The organism is Stenotrophomonas maltophilia group sp. Smal32 (assembly GCF_030237085.1).
Taxonomy (GTDB): Bacteria; Pseudomonadota; Gammaproteobacteria; order Xanthomonadales; family Xanthomonadaceae; genus Stenotrophomonas; species Stenotrophomonas maltophilia_Q.
The window spans coordinates 41,352-63,030 of record NZ_JASJSI010000013.1; the positions used below are offsets into that span (position 1 = coordinate 41,352).

The 21,679-nt window shown below is 61.1% G+C and carries 16 protein-coding genes; 10 read left to right on the forward strand and 6 right to left on the reverse strand.

What is annotated here, in order from left to right:
• The first annotated feature begins 124 nt into the window (after positions 1-124).
• The 6 genes from QRO91_RS05165 to QRO91_RS05190 all read left to right on the forward strand — a co-directional run bounded on the left by QRO91_RS05165 (position 125) and on the right by QRO91_RS05190 (position 7,454).
• Positions 125-2,254, forward strand: coding sequence for a methyl-accepting chemotaxis protein (locus QRO91_RS05165; protein WP_100434276.1), 2,130 nt, complete (start codon positions 125-127; stop codon positions 2,252-2,254).
• 52 nt (positions 2,255-2,306) lie between these two features.
• A complete protein-coding gene (locus tag QRO91_RS05170) occupies positions 2,307-3,899 on the forward strand; it encodes an EAL domain-containing protein (RefSeq protein WP_197650931.1) in 1,593 nt (530 codons plus the stop codon).
• A 61-nt stretch (positions 3,900-3,960) separates the two neighbouring features.
• Positions 3,961-4,725 carry a GntR family transcriptional regulator gene (locus tag QRO91_RS05175; protein ID WP_019338253.1) on the forward strand — a complete coding sequence of 255 codons (765 nt, stop codon included), beginning with the start codon at positions 3,961-3,963 and terminating at the stop codon, positions 4,723-4,725.
• A gap of 885 nt (positions 4,726-5,610) precedes the next feature.
• The gene (locus QRO91_RS05180) at positions 5,611-6,369 is read left to right on the forward strand and encodes a hypothetical protein (protein WP_197650930.1); all 759 of its coding nucleotides are present in this window, start codon (positions 5,611-5,613) and stop codon (positions 6,367-6,369) included.
• Between the two features lie 35 nt (positions 6,370-6,404).
• Positions 6,405-7,106 (forward strand): DUF4145 domain-containing protein, encoded by a 702-nt coding sequence (locus tag QRO91_RS05185; RefSeq protein WP_285310306.1) that lies wholly within the window; start codon positions 6,405-6,407, stop codon positions 7,104-7,106.
• A 120-nt stretch (positions 7,107-7,226) separates the two neighbouring features.
• A complete protein-coding gene (locus QRO91_RS05190) occupies positions 7,227-7,454 on the forward strand; it encodes a hypothetical protein (RefSeq protein WP_059033649.1) in 228 nt (75 codons plus the stop codon).
• A gap of 48 nt (positions 7,455-7,502) precedes the next feature.
• Here QRO91_RS05190 and QRO91_RS05195 read toward each other — a convergent pair whose 3' ends face one another.
• From QRO91_RS05195 to QRO91_RS05215, 5 genes are all read right to left on the reverse strand, one after another.
• Positions 7,503-9,422: a triacylglycerol lipase gene (locus QRO91_RS05195; protein WP_197650929.1), complete on the reverse strand. Its 1,920-nt coding sequence runs from the start codon at positions 9,420-9,422 to the stop codon at positions 7,503-7,505.
• Complete coding sequence (locus QRO91_RS05200; RefSeq protein ID WP_197650928.1) at positions 9,422-12,484, reverse strand: efflux RND transporter permease subunit; 3,063 nt, start codon at positions 12,482-12,484, stop codon at positions 9,422-9,424. The genes QRO91_RS05195 and QRO91_RS05200 overlap by 1 nt, the downstream gene beginning before the upstream one ends.
• Complete coding sequence (locus QRO91_RS05205; RefSeq protein ID WP_157804778.1) at positions 12,481-13,482, reverse strand: efflux RND transporter periplasmic adaptor subunit; 1,002 nt, start codon at positions 13,480-13,482, stop codon at positions 12,481-12,483. Before QRO91_RS05205 ends, QRO91_RS05200 begins: the two co-directional genes overlap by 4 nt.
• Positions 13,483-13,595: 113 nt before the next feature.
• Positions 13,596-14,387: a MipA/OmpV family protein gene (locus QRO91_RS05210; RefSeq protein WP_019338261.1), complete on the reverse strand. Its 792-nt coding sequence runs from the start codon at positions 14,385-14,387 to the stop codon at positions 13,596-13,598.
• A gap of 10 nt (positions 14,388-14,397) precedes the next feature.
• Positions 14,398-15,801 carry an efflux transporter outer membrane subunit gene (locus tag QRO91_RS05215; protein ID WP_197650927.1) on the reverse strand — a complete coding sequence of 468 codons (1,404 nt, stop codon included), beginning with the start codon at positions 15,799-15,801 and terminating at the stop codon, positions 14,398-14,400.
• Positions 15,802-16,135: 334 nt separating this feature from the next.
• Here QRO91_RS05215 and QRO91_RS05220 point away from each other — a divergent pair, with 334 nt between their 5' ends.
• The gene (locus QRO91_RS05220) at positions 16,136-16,849 is read left to right on the forward strand and encodes a response regulator transcription factor (protein ID WP_180874539.1); all 714 of its coding nucleotides are present in this window, start codon (positions 16,136-16,138) and stop codon (positions 16,847-16,849) included.
• The gene (locus QRO91_RS05225) at positions 16,846-18,036 is read left to right on the forward strand and encodes a cell wall metabolism sensor histidine kinase WalK (protein ID WP_197650926.1); all 1,191 of its coding nucleotides are present in this window, start codon (positions 16,846-16,848) and stop codon (positions 18,034-18,036) included. Before QRO91_RS05220 ends, QRO91_RS05225 begins: the two co-directional genes overlap by 4 nt.
• 143 nt (positions 18,037-18,179) lie before the next feature.
• On the opposite strand, the gene QRO91_RS05230 is transcribed toward QRO91_RS05225, so the two are convergent.
• Positions 18,180-18,749, reverse strand: coding sequence for a hypothetical protein (locus tag QRO91_RS05230; protein WP_197650925.1), 570 nt, complete (start codon positions 18,747-18,749; stop codon positions 18,180-18,182).
• A gap of 500 nt (positions 18,750-19,249) precedes the next feature.
• Here QRO91_RS05230 and QRO91_RS05235 point away from each other — a divergent pair, with 500 nt between their 5' ends.
• A complete protein-coding gene (locus tag QRO91_RS05235) occupies positions 19,250-19,669 on the forward strand; it encodes a hypothetical protein (RefSeq protein ID WP_019338266.1) in 420 nt (139 codons plus the stop codon).
• Between the two features lie 28 nt (positions 19,670-19,697).
• The gene (locus tag QRO91_RS05240) at positions 19,698-21,440 is read left to right on the forward strand and encodes a hypothetical protein (RefSeq protein WP_019338267.1); all 1,743 of its coding nucleotides are present in this window, start codon (positions 19,698-19,700) and stop codon (positions 21,438-21,440) included.
• Positions 21,441-21,679 lie beyond the last annotated feature (239 nt).

Consider the following 21,679-nt stretch of genomic DNA (forward strand, 5'->3'; position numbering starts at 1 on the left):
TAAGTGAGCCAATTTCTGCGAATTAGCTGCATAAATGGGGCGCATTAAGGTTGTTCTTCGTGGGGCCGATCACTCGCTCGCCGACGCTGTCGGCCAGGAGCGTGCTCCTCCCCCCATGAGAGGTATGAATGTGAAGAATTTCTTGATGCGGTACAGGGTCGGCACCCGATTGGGTGCGGCCTTCGTGGTGTTGATCGCGGTGGCGATGTCGATCGTGGCATCTGGCCTTTGGGCGCTGTCTCGCGCCGAGACCAGCATGGACACCATCGTGAAAGAGAGCATGGAGCGCATCCGTCTTTCCAAGACGATGGCTAGTGCAAACATGCAGATCAGCATTTCATTGCGCGAGCTGATCATGCTGCAGGACAAGAAGATCCAAGCATCCCTGCTGAAAGAGATCGGTGAGCAAAGGGCCATTTATGACAAGGCCCGCGACGCTCTGTATGCAACGCCTGCCGATGAAGAAGGAAAAAAGATTCGTGCAGTGATCACCGAGAAGCGGCTTGCGGCTCGCCGGGTCAACGATGCGGTCGTCGAAGCTGCGACGCACGGCGACGTGGCGACGGCAACGAAGCTGCTTAGTGAAGGAGACGCCCTGCTCGACGAATGGCAGGCGGCCATCTTCGCCAACGCAGAGCTTCAGGAGCGCTTGGCTGACGCGAGCTACCAAGACGCTCAGGCCGTTGCAGCAAGCGCCCGGAAGATGTTGGTCGCCGCTGGGGTCTTGGCGGTCCTGCTCAGCATCGCATTGGCAATCACCATCACGAGAAGCCTGACCATACCACTGGGCGAGGCGACTAAGACCGCAACCGCCATTGCGTCGGGCAACGTTGAAAACGTTATCAAGGTGGAAGGCCGAGACGAGACTTCTGCCTTGCTTGAAAGCATGCGATCGATGCAGGAGCGCATCAAGGGCCTGATTGCGGATCAAAAGGCAATGGCGTCGGCCCAGGCCGAAGGGCGGACGTCGCACCGCATCGATGAGTCCCGCCATCCAGGTGCCTTTGGTGAACTGGTCGGCGACACGAACGGCATGGTGGAGCGCTCCAACGCAGTAACCTCGCAGATCGTAGGCATTGCCCAGCACTATGCCGTCGGGGACATGAGCGCTCGCATGCCGCTGCTCCCAGGCGATCAGGCCGCCATTACCGAGGCCATGGAGACTACGCGGACGAACATGCTGGCCATCAACGAGGAGATTCGTCGGCTGGTCCAAGCCGCTGCGGCGGGAGACTTCTCTCAGCGCGGCGCCGCAGATGGCTTCAGTCACAGCTTCCGCGAGATGATCGACAACCTCAACCAGATGTTCGATGTCAGTGATAAGAGCCTGTCGGACATCGCACGACTGTTGGAGGCCGTTGCTCAAGGCGATCTGACTTTCCGCGTTTCTGGCGAGTTTGGCGGCGTGTTCGCGACGATGCGCGATGCGGCGAACTCCTCCTCTGAGCAGCTAGGCCGGATCGTTCGGGGCATCCAAGACGGTGCTGGCGTCATCCGCGTGTCCGCCTCAGAAGTGAGCAAGGGTAGTGCGGACCTCTCCCGTCGCACCGAGCAGCAGGCCGCCAATCTGGAAGAGACGGCCGCATCGATGGAAGAGCTGACGTCGACCGTGCGCCAGAATGCCGATCATGCCATTCAAGCCTCGAGGCTTGCGTCTGACGCCGGCGACTTGGCCCTTCAGGGCGGGCGAGCCGTTGATCGCGTGATGGAGAAGATGGTGAAGGTTGAGGCCTCGTCCCAGCGCATCGCCGATATCACCACCGTCATCGATGGCATCGCTTTCCAGACAAACATTTTGGCACTCAATGCCGCAGTGGAGGCGGCCAGGGCCGGCGACCAAGGCCGAGGCTTTGCGGTGGTAGCAAGCGAAGTGCGAACGCTGGCACAGCGCAGCGCAGAGGCAGCCAAGGAAATCAAGCAGTTGATTGATCGTTCGGTTCAGGACGTGGTGGACAGCTCCAATGAAGTCCGTGAGACGGGGTCGACGATCCACCAGGTGGTGGGGAGCGTCCAGCGTGTCCGCGACATGATCACGGAGATATCGGCGGCCTCTCAAGAGCAAACCGCGGGCATCGAACAGGTCAATCAGGCCGTGATGCAGATGGATGAGGTGACGCAGCAGAACGCTGCTCTGGTTGAAGAGGCTTCCGCCGCGGCTGGAGCGGTAGAAGAGCAGGCCGTTGGGCTGGCCCAAGCCGTTGCCTTCTTTAAGGTCAACGCAGAATTCCGCCCCCGCTTGGTTCACGCCAGCTGAGCTCATCCCGCTGGGCACCGGGTGGCCGGCGGGTCCTATCCATGAGGAACCAATGCGCAAGCCTTCCGCCAGGTGGCGATCTTCACGTCGGGCTCTTCACCTATCAGCCCCATACCTTCTGGGCACTGCGGTCGTCCTCGTTACCCTTGGGGCGGCTCAGCTGGCAGTAACCCAACGGGCCAAAGTTGACCTGGCGGACTACACGGCCGGGCTGCTGGTGCATGCGGAGGATGTGGCACGTGCAAGCGTCGATGGTCTCAACAGGGTGCTGCGAATCAGCGAAGAGCCCTGTGGCCCCAGAGACCTGGCCGAGTTGCGGCTGATCGCTTTTCACTCCCGTTACATAAAAGACGTTGGGCGGGTTATCAGCGGCCGGCTGCTTTGCACCGCAATGTGGGGCCGCCTGCCGACGCCCGTTGAGCTCGCTCCACCTCACCGCGTCGTGCGTGGCTATTCGCTCTGGCGGAGCGTGCCCGCTCCCGGGGACGACCGAATCAAGGTCGACCTGGCGTCTTACGGTAACGCCATCGTCACGACGGCGCCCACCGCGTTTGACCGGGTGTCCATGCCTGTTGGCAGCATCGGCGCGCTGGTGATCAGCCGTGACGGGAAGCACCACTTCCAAAGCTTTGGAGATGCGTTTGACCTGACGTTGAGCAAGGACGGCTTGGCCGCGCCCTTGGCCGGTCACATATCCACACGGGCGTGTAGCAACGAGTTTGATATCTGCGTTGTGTCTCAGGCACAGGCTGGCAGCCTTTTGGGTCAGCCTTCATGGATCGTCGCTTCCATACTCGCCCTCGCTTTGGTGGGGGGAGGGGGCTTGGGCGCGTTGCTAAAGGTCTCTCAGGGACGGAGACGAGCGCTTCACCGCATGCTTGCAAGGGCGATCAGGCATGGCGATATCGATTTGGTCTATCAGCCACTGCGGCGCTTGTCAGATAGGCGAATGGTGGGCGTGGAGGCTTTGGCGCGATGGCGTACCTTGGCCGGCGTTGACGTGCCGCCGGATACCTTCGTTCCCATGGCGGAGGAACAGGGGCTCGGAACGGCGCTGGCGAAGCTGGTGATCGTCAAGAGCCTGGAAGAGATGGGGCCTCGTCTACGACGCGGGGACGGCTTCTACGCCAGCATCAATCTGTCCGCTCAGGACATTTTGGACAGCGAGCTGAGACATTTCCTGAGCGAGCAAACCGAAGCTTTCGGTGTTTCGCCAGCCGACGTAGTGTTGGAGTTTACGGAGCGGTCAACGGCATCACAGCAGGATCTTGCCGATGCGCTGGGGCAACTGGACCAAGCAGGTTTTCGCGTGTATCTGGATGACTTTGGGACGGGGTATTCCAACTTTGCCTACCTGGCAGACTTGCCCTTGGCAGGACTAAAGATGGACCGTCGTTTTACCAGGGCTATGGGCACCCTTTCACCGGCCAGCTACGCCGTCGAAGCCATTTGTGCGATGGCCAAGGCGTTGAGGCTGCCTCTTGTTGCCGAAGGGGTTGAGACCGAGCTGCAGGCCTTGGCGATGCACCGGCTCGTTCCCGAGGCGGTTGGCCAAGGCTGGTTGCTAGGAAAGCCATGCAAGGCCGACTCGCTACCCGACGACATGCTTGGGCTTACCAGCAATGGCAGTCCAGCGCCCGCCTGATGAAATCAGAGGCGCGCTGGTCTCAGAGGCTTGCGCGCAAAGGAACGGAAAGAGATACGAAGTGACCATCCCTGATAAAGCATTGTCCTCTAATGGCCATTCCAAGCCGCTCTACCACCTGCTTGCACAGTCGCTCGCAAGTGACATTGAGAGCGGGGCCTTCGCCGTCGGCAGCACGCTGCCGTCAGAAAAGAGCCTCACCTCAATCCATGGAGTCAGTCGTCAGACCGTCCGCCAGGCCCTTGCACTGCTGAGATCGCAGGGGCTGATCGCGTCCAGGCCTGGCGTGGGGTCCATCGTGCTGCCCGCACCCCAGGGAGCGGAGGCCTTCGCTCCGATCACGTCCGCGGAAGACCTTCGCGACTTTCTTGGAAAGACCGAACTGCACCAGGTCTCCCTGGGCCCTATCACCGTCAACGAGCGCCTTTCCGAGGTTCTGGAATGCCGAAGGGGCATCCAGCTCTCGGAGGCATGCTTCTTGCGGCGGCGCCCTCAGGCCCCTTTGCCAATGAGCGTCTTGCGGATCTATCTGCCGCCCCAGTATGCGGCAGCCCAGATCACGCCCGACGTCGCTCGTGGGCCGATCTATCAGAACCTGGAGCGTATGTTCGGGATTGCTGTGACAGAGGTCCGCCAAGATGTGACGGCGACGGTCCTCGACCAGGACACCGCGCGGCTGCTGCAGGCAGCGCCAGGCGATCCGGCGCTCCAAGTGGTTCGCTTCTACTACTCGGCGACGGGCAAGCCGGTGGAGGTCACCGTTGGTCATTACCCCAGTTCCCGTTATCGGCAAAGCGTGCGCTATGCGCTCCCACCCTCGGGGTGATCACCGCCGCAGCCCTGGGGGAAAAGCCGTGGTCCTCAAGGCCATCTTGATATGAGCGCGGTGCCTGTCTTGTCGGGTGCAACGGGCAGCGGCAATACATGTCTGGGGAATCCCACGGGCTTGGTCTGATTCTCCAACCTGCAGCGATCAAGTTCGTGGTGGGCAATCTATACTAGGCTCGTGGGATCACTGATCCCCCCTTCTTGGTGCCAACATCGGCGCACAGGGAGGCGCAGTTCGAGTCCTGGTTTGGGTTGCAGGCTTCCCTGGTGGTCGATGCGTATGTCATCACTAAGGAGCTGAATATGACTTCAAACACACACATTGATTACGTTGTTCCACACGCAGAAGACGAAGGGCGCACGGATGCTTGCAGGGGTCCGGATGCAGTGTTCGACGGTCAGCAAGCTAAGGAAAGGAGCGAGGCGCACGGATGGCGCTTCGGTTTGTCCGTCCGTGGGTGGTTCAGAAGTGTCCTGTGGTCTGGTTGGTTGTTGGCGTGCCTCTCGCGGAGCCCAGTTGGGGAAGAGCTGCAACCCAAGTTGAAGGACGAATGCGCTTCACTGTGATGTCGTATCCAAGGGGAGGCTGGAAGGTTAGATTCCTTCCCTCCGCGCCAATTCACGAGGATGTCCGTTTTGGGTAGCCTCCGGCCATCGTGTCGCTTCTGAGCGCCGGGGCCAAAAACAAGTGCTCAGCCTGCCCAGTCAGGCTGTGGAGAGGCCCGGTAGCGTGTCGCGCTTGGCCTCGCCCAGGCAACCGCGACACGTCTCCCCAAGGCTGGTCGCTCATGCTCAAAGATTCCAACCCCCTCAGAACTCAGACCCCGCACGACGACTACCTCCTGCTGCGGGACTTCCTGGCCGACGGGGATCCATTGACCGCGTGTTGTCGGCGGCTTGGGCGGTCGAGCGGGAACTGAAGGAGGCGCCCGAATCCGACGAGGTACGCAGGGCACAGGATCTGGCCGCCATGCTCGGCTATGGGCTGTCCTCCATTGATTACGTCGAGCTCGACAAGAAGCTTGAAGCGCTGAGGCGGGATTTCGATGACAAGGCAGCCGAGGGCATGCCCTTGTGTGATCGCGTTGATCGCTGGGCGACCATCGTCCTTTCCGCCGTCTCGACGTTGGAGAGCTGCTGCGAGTATGACCCGGGCCCGATTCCTAATCAGACGGGCATTCAGCGGTTCAAGTTCCTACTGGCCTTCCCATGGCTGTCCGAGCTCCAGAGGCTGAGCGACGCTCGCCAGGATCGCGAGGCATACGACGTCCGATCAAAACGCTGCGAAGCAATCGCGAGGATTCTTCGGGACAACCTCGCCGAGGGAAGAGCTCGAGCGCACTCGATGGTGCTACGCCGGTTCCGGAACGATGTGGTCGTTGATAGGCAGCTGAACAACTATCAGATTGTCGAGGGGAAAACGGGGGCATACGTGGAAGCTCTCGGGGAACTAGACGCGATCAGCGCCGACGAAGTCGATCATGCGATCGATCGCCTTTCTATGTGGAGTTCTTACACCGCAGGGTGGTGGAACCGATTCAATCAGACCCTCGACCACGCCTACGCAACCCATGCGAGGTGCTTGGTCGCCGACCCCCAGTTTTGGCGTGAGCAGATGCAGCCGTTGCTCGAGACCGAGTAAGGCAGACCCTCGTCCAGCACAATTTATTTCTCGAAATGACCCTAAAAGAAGCCACCAAGCTGGAAAGCTGCCCCTGCCGACGTTGCAGGCATATCACCAATCATGAGGTGATCCATGAACACACCGAGCAGGGCGAAGTCCCCGACGACATTGCACTGAACTGGACGCACGAGTACCAGACGGTACGTTGCCTTGGCTGCGGCACTGTTGCCTTCCGCATGGCCACTGGCACGAATGAAAACGTAGCGGAGGTGCGCCAAGGTGAGTGGGAATACGTGCCAGACGTTGAGATCTTTCCCACTCCCAACTTGGGCAGGGCAGCGCTGGAGTCCTCCCATCTGTTGCCAACCAAGGTCGAGCGCATCTACTCGGAGACTCTGGCCTGTCTCAATGCGTCCAACCCGGTGCTCAGCGGCATTGGTATCCGCGCAATCGTGGAGACGGTCTGCAAAGACCAAGGTGCGGTTGGCAGAGAGCTCTATCACAAGATCAACGATCTCAAGGAACGTCGGGGATTGACCGATGCGGGCGCTACCATCCTTCACAACCTGCGCGTCCTGGGCAACAACGCTGCACATGAAGTCGCACCGCACAGCGTTGAGGAGTTGACATTGGCCTTTGAGGTCATCGATCACTTGCTGCTCGGCGTCTATGTCCTGCCCAAGCTGGCCAAGCGGACCTACGGCAGCGAAGAGGACGACGACGAGTCCGAGCCTCAGCCACCAGAGCCTGTGTAGCGGCGTGTGTTGGGCTGGCCGAGGTGCCGGTCACTTAGGTTCGTTGAGGAGCCGCGCGGGGAGGGCGCCTTGGCTCCCTCTGCGGTTTGTCACCCTCTTGAGCCGTCATACGAGGTAGTTGTGCAGCAGTTCGGCGTATTCAAAGTTCAGAACTTGGCCATCTGTGACCATCCGGATGCGGCCACGCCTCCCATCCAGGCCGAGAAGATGCAGTGCTTGAAATGCTTCAGTTTCTTGGATGCCACCAAGAGTGCAAAGCTCGTCATCTGTGGAGCGCTGGAACTGAAATGCTCGGCATGCGGCGTGCGTCAAATCGTCAGCAGAGCAGCGTTCTCCAAGACGAACTGAGACAAGTGGCCCCAACATGGGGCCACTTTGCCAACAGCGCTAGCTTTCTTACTCTGAGCGAGCTGACTCGGGTTGTGGCGCTTCCAACCCCGCGTCCATGCGCAGGATACGTCGCAGTTCCAGAACGGCCTCTGGCGTCTGCTGCACGCTGTGGCCACTTACGATGACCTTTTCCGAAGCTGCGCCGGCCAGGTGTGCGCTTCGGTAGGGAACGAAGCCATCCGTTGCGGAGGCCAAGTTCGTTGGGTTCTTCACGGCAATGATGGAGTGGTAGACCACGTCCGGGGAGATGGGAAGCTCGGCGATGTCTTTTACAAAGGGGTCGCTTTCTTTGAGGTTGTCGATGCTCAGTGGGAGGCGACCCGATACGGCCGCCATGACAGCCGCGCTAGCACTGTAACGCGTGGAGAGCCCTTGAGGGATCGAGGACAGCCGGGAGACAATCGCTGCAAGCACGCCTTCCGCAGATGGCGTTCCCATGTGCGGGGTGGCGATGAAGACTGCCCGTCGCACTTCAGGCATGGGATCGAACTCCAGGAGTGGGGCCAGCTCCTCGCGCACCTTATTGGTGTCGTCACCCTTGCCCCTGAGTTCCTGCAGGGTCTGGTCGAGCAGATGACTGCCATTGCTCGAAGAAACCATTAGCCGTGTCAACAGCCCGCCCATGCTGTGCCCAACCACGACCATTCCATGAGAGGCCTTTGCGGCACCGGAAGGATCCATGTCCTTCAGCGTTCTCAGGACGGTCTGCCGGATCGCCTGATGGTTGTGCGGAAGGGGCAGGTTGGTTGGGTAATACATCAGCCAGACTTGGTAGCGTGCCCTGAGTTCGTCGTCCCCAAGCACATCATTGGCGGTGTTGACCCACGCCTCAGGGCTGCTGGCCAAGCCATGCAACATCAGAACCACTCGCCGGTTTGGGTCGAACGGTTGCAGCATGTAGAGGTGCGGCTTGTCCAAGCTCTTGTCCATGTCCAAGAGCGTGCGGATGGCCTCGGTGGCGAAATTGGAGCGTGCCAACCATACGCCGTAGCCGGCAGTGAAGTTGGCGGCCAGGGGCACGTTCTCTCCCTTGATGGCGGCCGCGCTCTCCAACAGTGGGTCGAACGCCCTAAGGGTCGCCGAACGTGACGCAAGCACCTGCTGCAAGTCATCGCCGTGGAAGTCCAACAAGCACGTAACGTTTGGAGCCGGCATCGCGCTGTAGCCCCCCGCCAGCGGAAGGTCGGACGGGGGCGAAGTTTGGGAGCCGAAGGTCCCCGCGGGGAGGACGGCCACCATTTCTGCCCCAAAGCCATCGCGACGGAAGGCATTGCGGATCCCACCAAACCCAATGCTGGAGGCGGCCAGGAGTTCTTTGGGGAAGCTGACGTATCCGTTCTCTCGAAGGCCCGACATGTCCAGCCTCAAATTCCATCCGGCCGGAGTTGGCAGGCTCCCACTCGTAATCGGGTTGGCGCTGTCTCCCTGCCGATAGCGTCGGAACAGGCTTGCAGTGACGTTCTCCACTGAATAGTTGTAGTAATCCCGGATCTGAGTATCCCGTTCGCGGGGTGCCAAACTTGAAGCGCTTTGCTGGAACACCAGAAAGTAAGCATAGGAATAGCGGGCGGCCTTCAGCCAAGCGTCCATCGTCCGATCACTGTCGGGCGATGTCCGAGAAACCTCTGCAGCATAGGCAACCCACAGCTCCGCCGAGGCAGCCAGGGAGTCTTCGGTCTTGATTTCGTCCGACTCGATGAGAGTTCCAGAGCAGGACTCGGGCGCCGACAAGCAGGCTTTCGTGTCTAAAGACAGCAGGCCCATCTCCTGTCGGGTGGCTGGGCTCAGTTCGCCGGTGCTAAGGATGTCGCCACGGCGCTGCTCAAAGTAGCGCTCTGGGGACACGTTCTTGATTTTGACCATGGCGCAACCGCTCAAAAGTGCGGCGCACAGCACAGCGGCGACGCGATTGATGTTCTGCGCCATCAGCGCGCATCCTCCGGTCGAATACGAAGGCTGAACAGCCAGTCGTATAGGGCTGGAATGAGGCCCAACGTCACGAGGGTTCCCAGCGCCAAACCACCGATCATCGTGATCGCCATGCCAGTCCAAAGCGGGCCGGCGAACAGCATCAAGGGCACCAGGCCGACGATGCAGGTGAGCTTGGTCATGAGGATCGGACGGAGCCGCTTCACTGCCGCCGATACGACTGCCTCGCGCCGCGGCAGCCCCTCTTCAAGCTCAGCCTCAATGCGCTCCAGCAGCAGGACTGCGTTGTTGACGATGATGCCGGCCAACGCAAGCAACCCAAACGTGGCCATGAAGCCGAACGGGTAGCCGGTGACCAACAGTGCCAGCGAGGCGCCGATGAGGACAAATGGAATGCTGGCGACGACGATGAAGGCCTTTCGGAACGAGTTGAACTGCCAAACGAACAAGAGAAGGATGGCGCCGAGCGCGTGGGGCATGAAGCCCAGCAAGGCGTCGTTGGCCTCCGCCGCATCCTCCATCTCGCCTCCCAGCTCAATGCGGTAGCCAGGCGGTAGCTTGATGGCCGCGATCTCGGACTTGAGGGCGGCGACAATTTCGCTGGTGGTCATCCCGGGGTTCTTGCCCGTGACTGTCAGCGACCGCATCAAGTTGCGGCGCACGATCGTGGACGGCTCACTGGACGCTTCGACCGTGGCAATCGCGCCCAACGGCACTGCCTTTCCGGATGCGCTGGAATAGACCAAAGTGTCCTCGGGACGAGCGGTCGGTGATCGCTCGCTGGCAGTGGAGCGCAGGATTACGGGCGTGGCCGTGCCATCGCTGTGCAGGCGGGTGGCCTCGGCGCCGCTGTAGCGATAGCGTAGCGACTCAGCGATATCGTTGTTGCTCACGCCCGCCGCTTTCGAATTGGCCGCGTCTACCTTGATGGTGTAGCTAGGAGTGCGCTTTCCCCAATCGTCGTAGACATCCTGCGTGCCGCCGAGCGTCGCGAGTTTTGCGCTCACTTCCTCACCGATGCGGCGCAGTTCATCCTCGTCTGGCCCATAGATCCGATAGACGGCCACGCCGGCTTCCGTTGTGCCGAGGGAAAACCGTTTGGGATCGGCACGCACCGTTGGATAGGCAGCCAGAACGTGCTCCCGGGCACGGCGGATCACAGCATCGATATCCGTCCCCTGGGCAACGCTCACGGTGAAGTAGCCCACGTTGGACGCAGGAAGCGGCGGTGTCAGGCCCAGCACGATCCGCGGTCCGCCGTCGGCGACGTAGCCGATGCTCTCAGTGACTTCCGGGTTCTGCTTTCTGTCAGCAAACCAAGCGCTGAGTTCTGTAACCACTTTTCTGGTTTCAGTCGATGCCGCGCCTGGCTCCAGCGTGACTGGCATCTGGAACTGTAGGCGATCCGACTTCGGCAGGAAGTCGTAGGGCAGCGACGTCAGGATGACCAGTGCACCGGTCAGCAGCGCTGCCATCGTCCCCATGAAGACCACTTTGTGGTCCAACACCTTGGCGATGATGCGACTGTAGCCTTTGTAAAGCCGGCTCTGATACTGACCGTCATCCTCAGCGTGGACGTGGACCTTGGCGAATCGGATGCACAGCAGGGGCGTCACGGTGATGCTCAAGATCCAGGAGCCCAGCAGCGTGACGGCCAAGACGATCGCCAAGGATCGCAGGTATTCGTTTGTGGAGGTCTGACCAAAGAAGAACGGGGAGAACGCCAGGATGATCACCAGCGAGGACGTGAGAAGCGGAATGGCCAGCGTCCTTCCAGCGTCCACGCAGGCGCTTATCCGCTCCTGGCCATGTGCAAGGCGGCGCTCAATGTCCTCGGCAATGACAATGCCGTTGTCGACCAGAAGTCCCAGTGCAAGGATGATGGCGGCGATCGACACCGTTTGGAGTTCCACGCCGAGTGCGCGCATCGCCACCAACGAGCCAAGGATGGTCAGCGGGACAATAGCTCCAACGATGAGCCCGGTCCTCCAGCCTAGGAAGAGCATGACGACCGCCATGACGATGACCACGGTCTCCCCCATGACGTGGTGCATCTTGCCCATTTCGCGTTCCACCACGTCCGGCTGGAACGTCACCACGTGCTGCTCGAAGCCGACCGGCAGGGCCGACTGGGTGCGATCCAACGCTGCACGCAAGCCTTTGCCAAAGGTCTCGATGCTGTAGCCCTTGGCCATAGAGACGGCCACGACGATGGCTGGCTTCCCTTTGTAGAGCGCGCCTCCCTCCGGCGGGTCCGGTGGCAGAATCCGAACGGCGGCCAGATCCCCTAGCCGGATGACTTGGCTCTCCTTGGCATTGGGCACGCTGACCAGCACGTCGGCCAAATCGTGGGCGCTGCGGACCTGGCTGTCGGCAGAAAGGGTCAGCGAGAGACCGGCGGCAATGGCTTCCCCGCCCGGCGAAAGAACATTCTTGTCCCTGAGTTGATCGATGATCCCGTTGGGGGTGGCGCCGGTCGAGGCCAGCTTGGACCTGTCGAAGTCCACGTAAACCCGGTCTTCCTGCAGTCCATACATGGTCACCCGCTCGACGCCCGGCAGACGATAGAGTTCTTCCCGCATGGCGCGCAGCGGTCCCATCATTTCGCTTGTGCTGAATCCGGGGGCGGTCACCGCAATGGAGGCCACGGCGACGCGTCCGAAGTCGTCGTCCACCAGCGGGCCTTGAGTGCCCGGCGGCAGTTCGGCGCTGGCCTCACCTGCCTTGGCGCGCACACGCTGCCAAAGGGTGGGCAAATCATCGACGCTGTCCTGCGCCGTCAATTGGATCAGGGCACTGCCAGGACGGATGGTCGATACGACTCGCTTGATGCCAGCCACCTCTCGCAACCGCTCCTCCAGCGGCTTGGCAATGCGCTCTTCCACTTCCTCGCTGGGCAGGCCCGGCAGGGCAGCGGACACGAGCGCTTCACGGATGGTGACGGACGGTTCTTCTTGAGAAGGAAAGCCAAAGAAGGTGAAGATGCCGCCGAACAGAAGCAGCAGGCAGGCGAACACCGTCAGACGGCTGGATTTTATCGCCGACTGGGTAAGGTTCATCGGGTTTCCCCTTGTCCGAGCTGGGACTGGCTTTTGTAAGGCCGAACCTTCTGACCATCCGTGAGGTAGCTGGCCCCCGCCGTGACGATCACAGCGTCTTCGGCCAACCCTCCGAGGATTTCGACTTGGCTTCCCTGGTAGCTGCCGACGCGAACGCGAACTTTCTTCACGGTCTGATGAGCCGCGGAGAAAACAAAGACATCCGCCGCGCCGGCGGTGCTGCTGGGGACAAGGCTTGAGAGCGGCACCGTCAGGGTCTTGTTCGCGTTGTCGACCTGAACCAATACGTGAATCAGTGAGCCGGGAAGCAGGGGCGCGCCACCGTCCGCAGCTTCCAGGAGAACCGGCACAGTTCCTGCGGTCGATTCGTGCTGTGCAACCGAGCGCAGAGTCAGTGGGACCAACACGTTGCCGTCCTGCCGTGCAGATGCTGTGGCCCCCGCCTGGAGGGCCTTGGCGAGGTGGGCCGGTACGTCGGCTGCAACTTCCGTCTGCCCGCTCCCCTGCACGTCCAGAATCGCTTGGCCTGCGGTGACGTCAACGGTCGGTTCGCTGTGGCGAGCGATGACTTGCCCGTCAAATGGCGCTCGGATGACGCTGTGATCGATCGCGCGCTGAGCCAGGGTCACATCGGCCTGAGCACTATTGAGTTCCGCCTTGGACGCTTCCAGGGCGGCGCGAGCCTGAGTCAAGCTGACCTGCGCCACTGCACCGTCCTTGAACATCGCTTCTTGTTGGTTGAACTGAAGCTGGCGTTCGGCCAGCGCTGCGCGGGCCGCGTTCAGCTGCGCGCTGGCTCGGGCGAACTGTTGCTGGACGGGAAGGGGGTCCAAGACTGCGAGAACTTGGCCTTTGGCAATCGCGTCGCCGATATCCACATGGATTGCTTTGATCCGTCCCGCCTGCTCAAAACTGAGCTGCGCTCTGGAAGACCGGCGAACCGTGCCGATGAACTCAGCCGAGGTGCGTGACCCTCGTTCTGCCGTTTCAACCTTCACGCTTCGGACCGGCGCGGGCGGCGTGGGCTCTTGGCTGCAGGCGGACAGCCCGGCGAGGGAGAGGGCGAGAAGGGCGCGCATCGATAGCGGTGGGAGGAAGGCCATTTTCCGTCTCAGTAGGTGTAGGTGAGGGCCACGTTCCCGAAGACGCTGTTGCGCCGCTCAATGATGGAGCTGCCGCTCACGTCGTGCGCGTAGCGCATCGCATTGATCTGCGCGATGCCCATCCAACGATCGCCGAACTTGTGCTCCCAGCGAACGCCGGCGGCGTAGGCATTGATGCCCGAGTCGGCAGAGAACGCCCGGCGTCCGGTAGCGTCCGCCTGAGCGATGCTGACCCCGTAGTAGGCTTGGTTGAAATCCCGATCGCCGCCGTGCACATCTGCTGTGAGAAACACGTCGTTGGCATCGCCGTTGAAGAGCTTTGCTTCCGCCCCCAAGCGGTAGCGAAGACGGTGCGCCGAAGACCGCAGGGCGTATTCCGCTTCCGCTGAGACATTGAAGCGATCGCCCAAGGGTTGAACCAGCATGGTCTTCGTGGTGACCGAGCCTGGAACGCGGCCCATGCCCTTCAAGGAATCTGAGCCAGGGCGCCATGAGCTGTCCCTCTCCAAGCGGCCCAAGTCGTAGTAGATCGACTGGGAGAGATAGAGGCCATTGCCAAACTGATACTGCAGGCCCGCCCCGCGGGTGGAGTCGGCGAAGAGGATGCCCCGCTGAACGGACAGCACGGGGACAAGGATCGCTTGGCTCTCATCCGAGCCCGCGTAGAGCGGGCCGTAGAGCACGCCGGCCCCAAAAGTGGCCTCCATCTTGTCGCCCCACAGGCCGCCGGCGTGAGCGGCCGGTGCCGCCAGAAGCACGGCCAATCCAAGCAGGACGGTTGATTTGGTCTTGGTGATCATTTTGGAAATCTCAGTGGGAGTCGGAAGGGGAAGGGCGGGCAGGAGCCGTGGCATAGAACGCGTGCGACAGAGCGATCCGGGAAAGGGCAAAGTCCTGCTGAGCAGCGACGCGGTCGGCCGTGGCATTGGCCGCGTCAATCTCGGCGTGCGGTCGGTCCATGGCGTCTTGTAGGCCTGCATCAATTCGCTGGATCAGTCGGCCCGTCTTTCCGACGGCAGCGAGCTCCTTCCTGCGAACAGCGGTGTAGGCCTGCTCGGCCTGGCTTCGGCTGCCAAGGGCATCGGCGACATCGACAAACGCGCGTTGGACGGCCTTCTCGTATTGCACGACCCCTTGCTGTTGACGGATCCATGCGAGATTCAGCGCCTGCTTGTTCCGACCGAAGTCAAAAATGGGAAGCCGCAGGCTGGGGGTGAACGTCCAAGCTTTCGAGGCAGAGAAGAGGCCACCTAAACTCTCGCTGGCCGAGCCAAGGGAGGTGGTGAGTTGGATGGACGGGAAGAAGGCCGCGCGTGCGGCGCCGATGTCAGCGTGAGCCGCTTGCAACTGGGCTTCTGCCTCAAGCACCTCGGGGCGCTGGTAGAGCACGGAAGAATCCAAACCACCGTAGCGGGCCGCGTCGCCCGAGCCGTCGACGAAAAGCGACAGGTTTGGGCTTGGCAGCGCTGAGTCAAACCCAACCAGAAATCGCAGGGCCCGCTCTTGGGCCTTTGATGCCTCGGCAGCCTTGGCCGCGTTTGCATCCGCTTGTGCAGCCAAGCTCTCCGCGTCGCGAAGATCGTCGGAGGCGATCATGCCAAGCGCTTGCCGGCGCTCAGCGAGGCGGAGCTGTTCCCGAGTGCTGCTGGCCACTACCCCGGCCTGGGCTTCCGCTTCTTTGGCCGCAGAGTAGAGGACGTAGGCGCGGAGCGTTTCGCCAATGAGCGCTCCCCGGGCCGCGTCGCGGCCGTGTTGAGATGCTTCCCACCGGAGCCCTTCGGCAGCGGCGAGCGACCTGAGGCGCCCGAAGAAGTCGGGATCGAACTCTGACAGTCCGACGGTCGCCATGGACAGATCCTGCTGGTAGCGCTCGTCCAGCGCGGAATCGCCGAATCGCTGTTTGCTCTTGACGATTTGCCCATCCAGCCGTGGCAATCGTGCACTGTTGCTCTGACCGGCCTGCGCTCGCGCGAGTCGCACGTTGAGCTCCGCAAGCCGGTAGTCGGGGCTGCGACACAGCGCCGCTTTGATCATGGCGTCCAGCTGGCCGCCCTTGACTGTCGCCCGGACAAAACCAATGTCTTCCCCGCGCATCAGCTCCGAGCAACGCGCTCCGTTGGTAGGCGAAACAGTCGTAGAGCCGAGCTGTTCGGGAACGACAGCGGCGGGACGGACGTATTTGGGGGACAAAGAACACCCTGCCAACGCGGCCATCCCTAAGACAGCTGCCGAACTAACCAGAGCTGGTCCGAACCAGCGGAAGGCCGAGCAAGTAATCACGGATTAACCAACGTTCGCCAGAGAATTGCGCGAAGCTTGAAGGCCTCTCCTCAATGTTCTTTGTGCTCTTTGTTGAGATTCGATCAAGCCTCAAAAAAAAGCGCAGTTTCCTCGGCTGCGAGCGTCGTTTCTGAACCGACATGCTGAAGATCCTGACGATCTGCAACGTCTTGGTGGCAGAGGCGCCGGTGTAGTGGTAAGAATGGCGCGCCGTTTCGACGGTTTCCGCCCAAATATCAAGATTTCATCAATGACTTTTTCGGATTCTATGAATTCGGCTCCCATCCCCTCGAACGACAAGCGCGTCCTGGTCGTCGAGGACGACGCGGACGGCGCCAGCATCCTGGAGGCCTACCTGCGCAGGGATGGGTTTTTCGTCGCAGTGGCTCATGATGGCCTGCAGGCCATGGAGCTCTTCGCGCAGTGGCGTCCGCATCTGGTGCTACTGGACATCATGCTGCCGAAGATGAGCGGCATTGACGTGCTGTCGGCCATTCGCAAAGCGGGCGACACGCCCGTGATCATGGTGACCGCCGTCGGGGACGAGCCGGACAAGCTAGGTGCGCTGCGATACGGAGCAGACGACTACGTGGTCAAGCCCTACAGCCCTCGCGAGGTTGTGGCTCGGGTTCATGCCGTGCTGCGCCGGGTGGTGCCTGGTCGAGGAAAGGAAAAGGTCCTCCAGCACGGGCGGCTCACCGTAGACGGAGAGGCCGTAAGGGTGCTGGTTGAAGCGGAGGCCTCCGGGTCTCCATCCGTCGTCGAGCTGACTCCCACCGAATTCAACATCCTTTATGCGCTCCTGCGCACCCCCTTCAAGGCCTTCACGCGCGCGGAGCTGCTGGAAGGGGTTGCCGCCACTAGCGATTCGCTGAATCGCGTGGTCGACACGCATGTTCACAACATTCGCAAGAAGCTCGAGCACCACGGGATTACCGGTGTTCTGGTGACGGTGCGCGGCGTGGGATACAGGTTCCAATGAGGCCTGGTCGCCATCCACGAGCGCCCAACTCCCTATGGACTTGGGTCGGCCTTCGAATGAGCGGGCTGGCCGTGGGGGCAGTGAGCTGCGTGGCGCTTGGGATGTGGCTGCATTTTCAGCTGAAGGATGAGCGCATCCTCAGCACGCTACCGCCCCAAGTACAGCAAGAGGTGCGGCGGCTTGTGGCAGATCCGCATTTGGACGAAGCGCGGCTATGGGCGCTGTTTCAGGCCAATTACGCCATCGAGAACTTCTTGCCGGGCCTGCGAAATCCCGATTGGTTCACCCTTCTCGCGTTGCTGGTGACGTCTGTTCCTTTCATCTTCGTCTTTGGCTTCATGATGTCTCGCCCGCTATCGAGGCAATTCAGCTCGGTGGCAAAAGCGGCGAGGCAGGTGGCCGAGGGGGACTTCTCGGCTCGGGCAGCAGTGAGTCCGCATGCCCCCCAGGAGCTGGCCGGCTTGGCCGACGACTTCAACGAGATGTCGTCTCGCCTGGAGCAATATGAGCGCGAGATCAGGGACTCCAGTGCAATGCTGGCCCACGAGCTCAGGACCCCGTTGAACGCTGCGATGGGGCGGATTCAGGGGATGGTGGATGATGTTTTTCCGCACTCCAATGATCAACTCTTGCTGGTTCACCGGCAGCTAGAGCAGATCAATCGCATCGTCGGCGACCTCCATCTGCTGTCGATGGCGCGGGCTGGGGCCCTGAGCTTGGAAGAAGAGCGGTTTGCGCTCGCAGATCTGGTGCTCGAGCGCATTCAGTGGGTGGAACTGGAGCTCCAAGCTGCTGGGGTTGCATGCCAGTTGGATCTGGACTCCGGCATCGAGGTCCAGGCCGACCGGCTGCGGATGGGCCAAGTTGTGACCATCGTGGTGGACAACCTGCTGAGGTATGCATCCAGCGGCGGTGTCATGGACGTATCGCTCCGGCAGGAGGGGACGCGGGTGACGCTCATTGTTGGCGACCGTGGCCCAGGGGTCGACGAGGCCGACCTCCCGCGTGTTCAGGACCGCTTTTGGAGAGCGGACCGGTCTAGGGCCCGGCACTCGGGTGGCTCGGGACTTGGCCTCTCCATTGCGGGTGCCATATGCGCTGCCCACGGTGGCGTGCTGACAGTCCGAAATCGCACGGGCGGAGGCTTGGAGGTAGTGGTCTCGATCAGCCGAGACAGGGGCCACTGAGCGGGCGCAGTGCCAGAAGGCGGTGCGAAGGTTTGGCCACCCCACAGCTCCAGTCTGACCAGCGTAGCATCGTCGGCAGCGCTAAGCCTTCGTTTTAACGTATACGGGTGGCGAAGTTGCTCTAACGTGGCTGAACTGGGGCGTCAGCCGTTGCCAAAGATCGAGCAGAAGCAATGACCCGTGATGGCCGCAAGCCAGGAGCTGGAAGAACTTCGAGCGAAGATCTGCGATACACGTGCGCCGAGCCGAGAGGCGCAGGGGGTGACCATGCTCGCGTTGCTGCAAATAGTTCGCCGTCTTGCACTAACCACCTCTATTGAAGCAGATGCACGATAGCGAACGTCGAGTTCGGCTCGCTTCTTCTTCGAAAGCACTTCCATGCGTAGGAGCATTTGCTTTAGAACGTCGATGACCGAGACTTTGTCAGCATCCTTGGCCGGAGCCAAAGCAAGTGCCCAGTCGCGGACCGAAGGGCTTAAGTCGTCACCAAGTTCCAGCACTAGGTCCTGAAGATCGTCGAGTGGCAGGTAGGTCATCGCCGCCAAGATCTCATCAATCTTTCCAGCCAGGTCTTCTTCGCGGGCCTTCCGCAGCTCTCGAGCGTTGGCGTGACGCTTTTTTTGCTCGGCGACATGCTCGACCCGGATTTCTTCAATCTTTGCCTTCGCTGGCTTGCTCTTCTTGCGAACGGCGCCGCGAACAATGTCCCGCACCAGCTTGGCGTCGTGCGTCTCTGTAGGGCTGACAATGAGCGTGTCGCTCTTTACGCGCGCCGGCCGGTAGATACGGACTTTCTGACCTCATCGGCCAGCACTCTCTGCGCCCACTTTACCATCGTCTCCTTTGCCTTTTTTTTGACCGGTTGGATGCATGCTTTGACCCGATGGCGATCTTGATCACCAGCTTTGGATAGAGCGTGGTTGGCGCCCGATGCTTTGTCGTGTTGGCATTCCTTGGGCCGGCAACGCGGTGCTCGAGGGGCCCTCCATTTTCAGATCGTCAGCTCCTTTGATCGAGGCCGCGCTCTACCCGATGGTTGCAATATTCGGTATCTCAAGCTGGGCGTTTGTCGGCCGCTAAGCTCACGGACGACCAGGCTTGTGGTGCCAGTTGCGCAAAGGGGGCGGGGGCACAAACTATGTTCTCCAGTTTCTCAATCCGTGCGACGAGATTTGGTTCCACTGGCGTCCCAACCAACACAAGGAGCTTCAAGATGGCATTGGATATTTCGGCCGCCCAGGCGCGCGACAACATGGCCGCGGTGCGCGAACAGTGGGTGACGGCACACTTGGAGCAGATCACTGCGGTGATTTCGGCCGCCTCCGATAGCGGCGAGATGGCAGCTTCGTATGAGCTCCAGGTGGGCGTGAGCGAGGAGGCTGGGCTTGAGCGAGTCATGGAGGCCTTGACGGTCCAAGGATTCTCTGTAGTTCGGCGTGGTAAGCGCACTGTTGTTAAGAAGTCGGCTGTGCGACGCAGCCTTGCTGACCTCGCTGCCGGCAATCCGGTGCTGGAGGGCGAGACGGGTCACAAGGAAGATGTGGTGTTGGATATCAGCTGGGCCGAGGAGGTGGAAGTGTCCGAAGACGCAAGTGGTTTCAGCCTGCCGCTGACCCCGGCGCCGTTGATCTGATCACCTCGCCAAGCAAAAGGAGCTCGTTTTGAACACGATTGTTTCGGCTGCAGACCTCCGCCGGACGGCGCAGCAGCGTTCCGACGCCTGGGCGGACAGGGTGCTGTCCACGTTGACCACCCACATCGATGCAGCGTCCCGCGGCGGGCATGGCGCGCTGCGCTTTGTGATGGATACCCCAGCGATCGCTGGCGGATTGGAGCGGGTGTTGAAATCACTCGATGCTCAGGGCTTTGTGGTCTCCAACGTCGCAGGGGAGGGTGAATCCCCGATTCTGGTGATCCGTTGGGATGAGACTGCTGCGTCCGTGGTCATGGGAACGGTGGCGTTGTCCGATCCGCCCGGTATCGGCAACCTGTATGAAATGCTGTCAACGTCGGCGGTAGCCGTCGCCTTGGAACGCACCCAGATCAACAAGTTCCACACCAAAGGTGGAACGGGCTTCGCCGCCGAAGAGGCAAACGCGTTTGCCGACATCCTTGCTGGCCGTAAGGTTGAGCAGGTTGGCGCGGACAATTCGCTCAATGGCCCGGATCGAATCGTCGATGGCGTTCGGATTCAGACCAAGTATTTCGCGACGGCGAGGGAAACGGTTGGATCGGCGTTTGGAGCGGATGGGTATCGATACGAAGGGCAGTTGCTCGAAGTGCCCTCCGATCAGTATGAGGACGCAATCGAGCTGATGCGCAAGCGCATCAGCAGCGGTCAGGTGCCGGGTATCAGTGATCCGGCGGAAGCCGAGCGCATCATCAAGAAAGGCAGCACGACTTACCGCCAGGCGAGGAACATCGCCCGAGCCGGCAACATTGACAGCCTGACTTACGACATGAAGACGCAGAGCATCGCCTCCAGCTACGCGTTTGCGATCTCCTTCTCCATCAACTTCGCTCGGCAAAAGTGGGATGGGCGAACCAACATGGAGGCGCTCAATGGTGCGCTGACCATGGCACTGGAATCCGGTGTAACTTCCTTTGTTTCTGGGATTGCCACCGCCCAGATCCTGCGAACCAAGGCCGCGGCCATCGGAGTGGTGGCGGCCCGTGATGGGGTCAAGTTCGTGTCCCAGAGCGCCCTTGGCCGCAGTGCAATTCAGAAGGTCGCTCAGGTGTCCTTGGGCAAGGCTGTCTACGGGGCCGCTGCGGTCAACCACGTCGCCAAGCTTTTGCGGACCAACGCCGTCACAGGGGCTGTGACCACTGCCGTGATTTCTGGCCCGGACTTCTACCGGGCTGCGTTCAGTCGCAACATTTCTTGGGCGCAGTTCGGTAAGAATCTGGCGGTCAACGGCGCAAGCGTGGCCGGTGGTGCTGGCGGCTGGATGGCTGGCGCTGCGGGTGGCGCTGCCGTTGGTTCGGTGGTTCCGGTCATTGGCACCGCTGCTGGTGGGGTGATCGGTGGCATTCTCGGGGCGCTGGCAGGTGGCACTGCGTCGAGTGTGGCGTCCAAATACCTGCTTGATGGGCTGGTGGAGGACGATGCCAAGGAGATGCTCCGCCTGCTTCCTGGCTATGTAGAAGCCGTGGCGAACGACTACTTGCTGTCCGAATCGGAGACCAACGCGTTGGTTGAGATCATCAAGTCTCGGCTCAGTGCGGCATTCTTGAGGGACATGTATGCGAGCAAGGACAAAGCTCGGTTCGTCTACCAAGCCTTTGAGCCGGATTGCGAGAAGATGGCCAAGGCTCGCCCAACGATCACGCTGCCGAAGGAGACCGTCGTTCAGGCTTCCCTCGACGAGATTGAGGAAGAGGTGCTAAACCAGATTGAGTGACGCGGCTGGCTGTGGCCCGGTGAGTTGTCGCCGGGCCACTAGGTTGGGATTGCTGAAAGTCTCATCGAGGCGTCCCCTAAGAAAAGACCCAGCGCCTGATCAGGCGCTGGGTCTTTTTTTTGGTTCTTCTCCCATCTGAGGGGAGAGGCTCACGGCCGACCCGCTAGATTGTGGTTGTCGAGACTACAAACTGGGGCCGGCCGTGGCCAAGCTGGATTGTATGCCGTTGCTGGGATGCT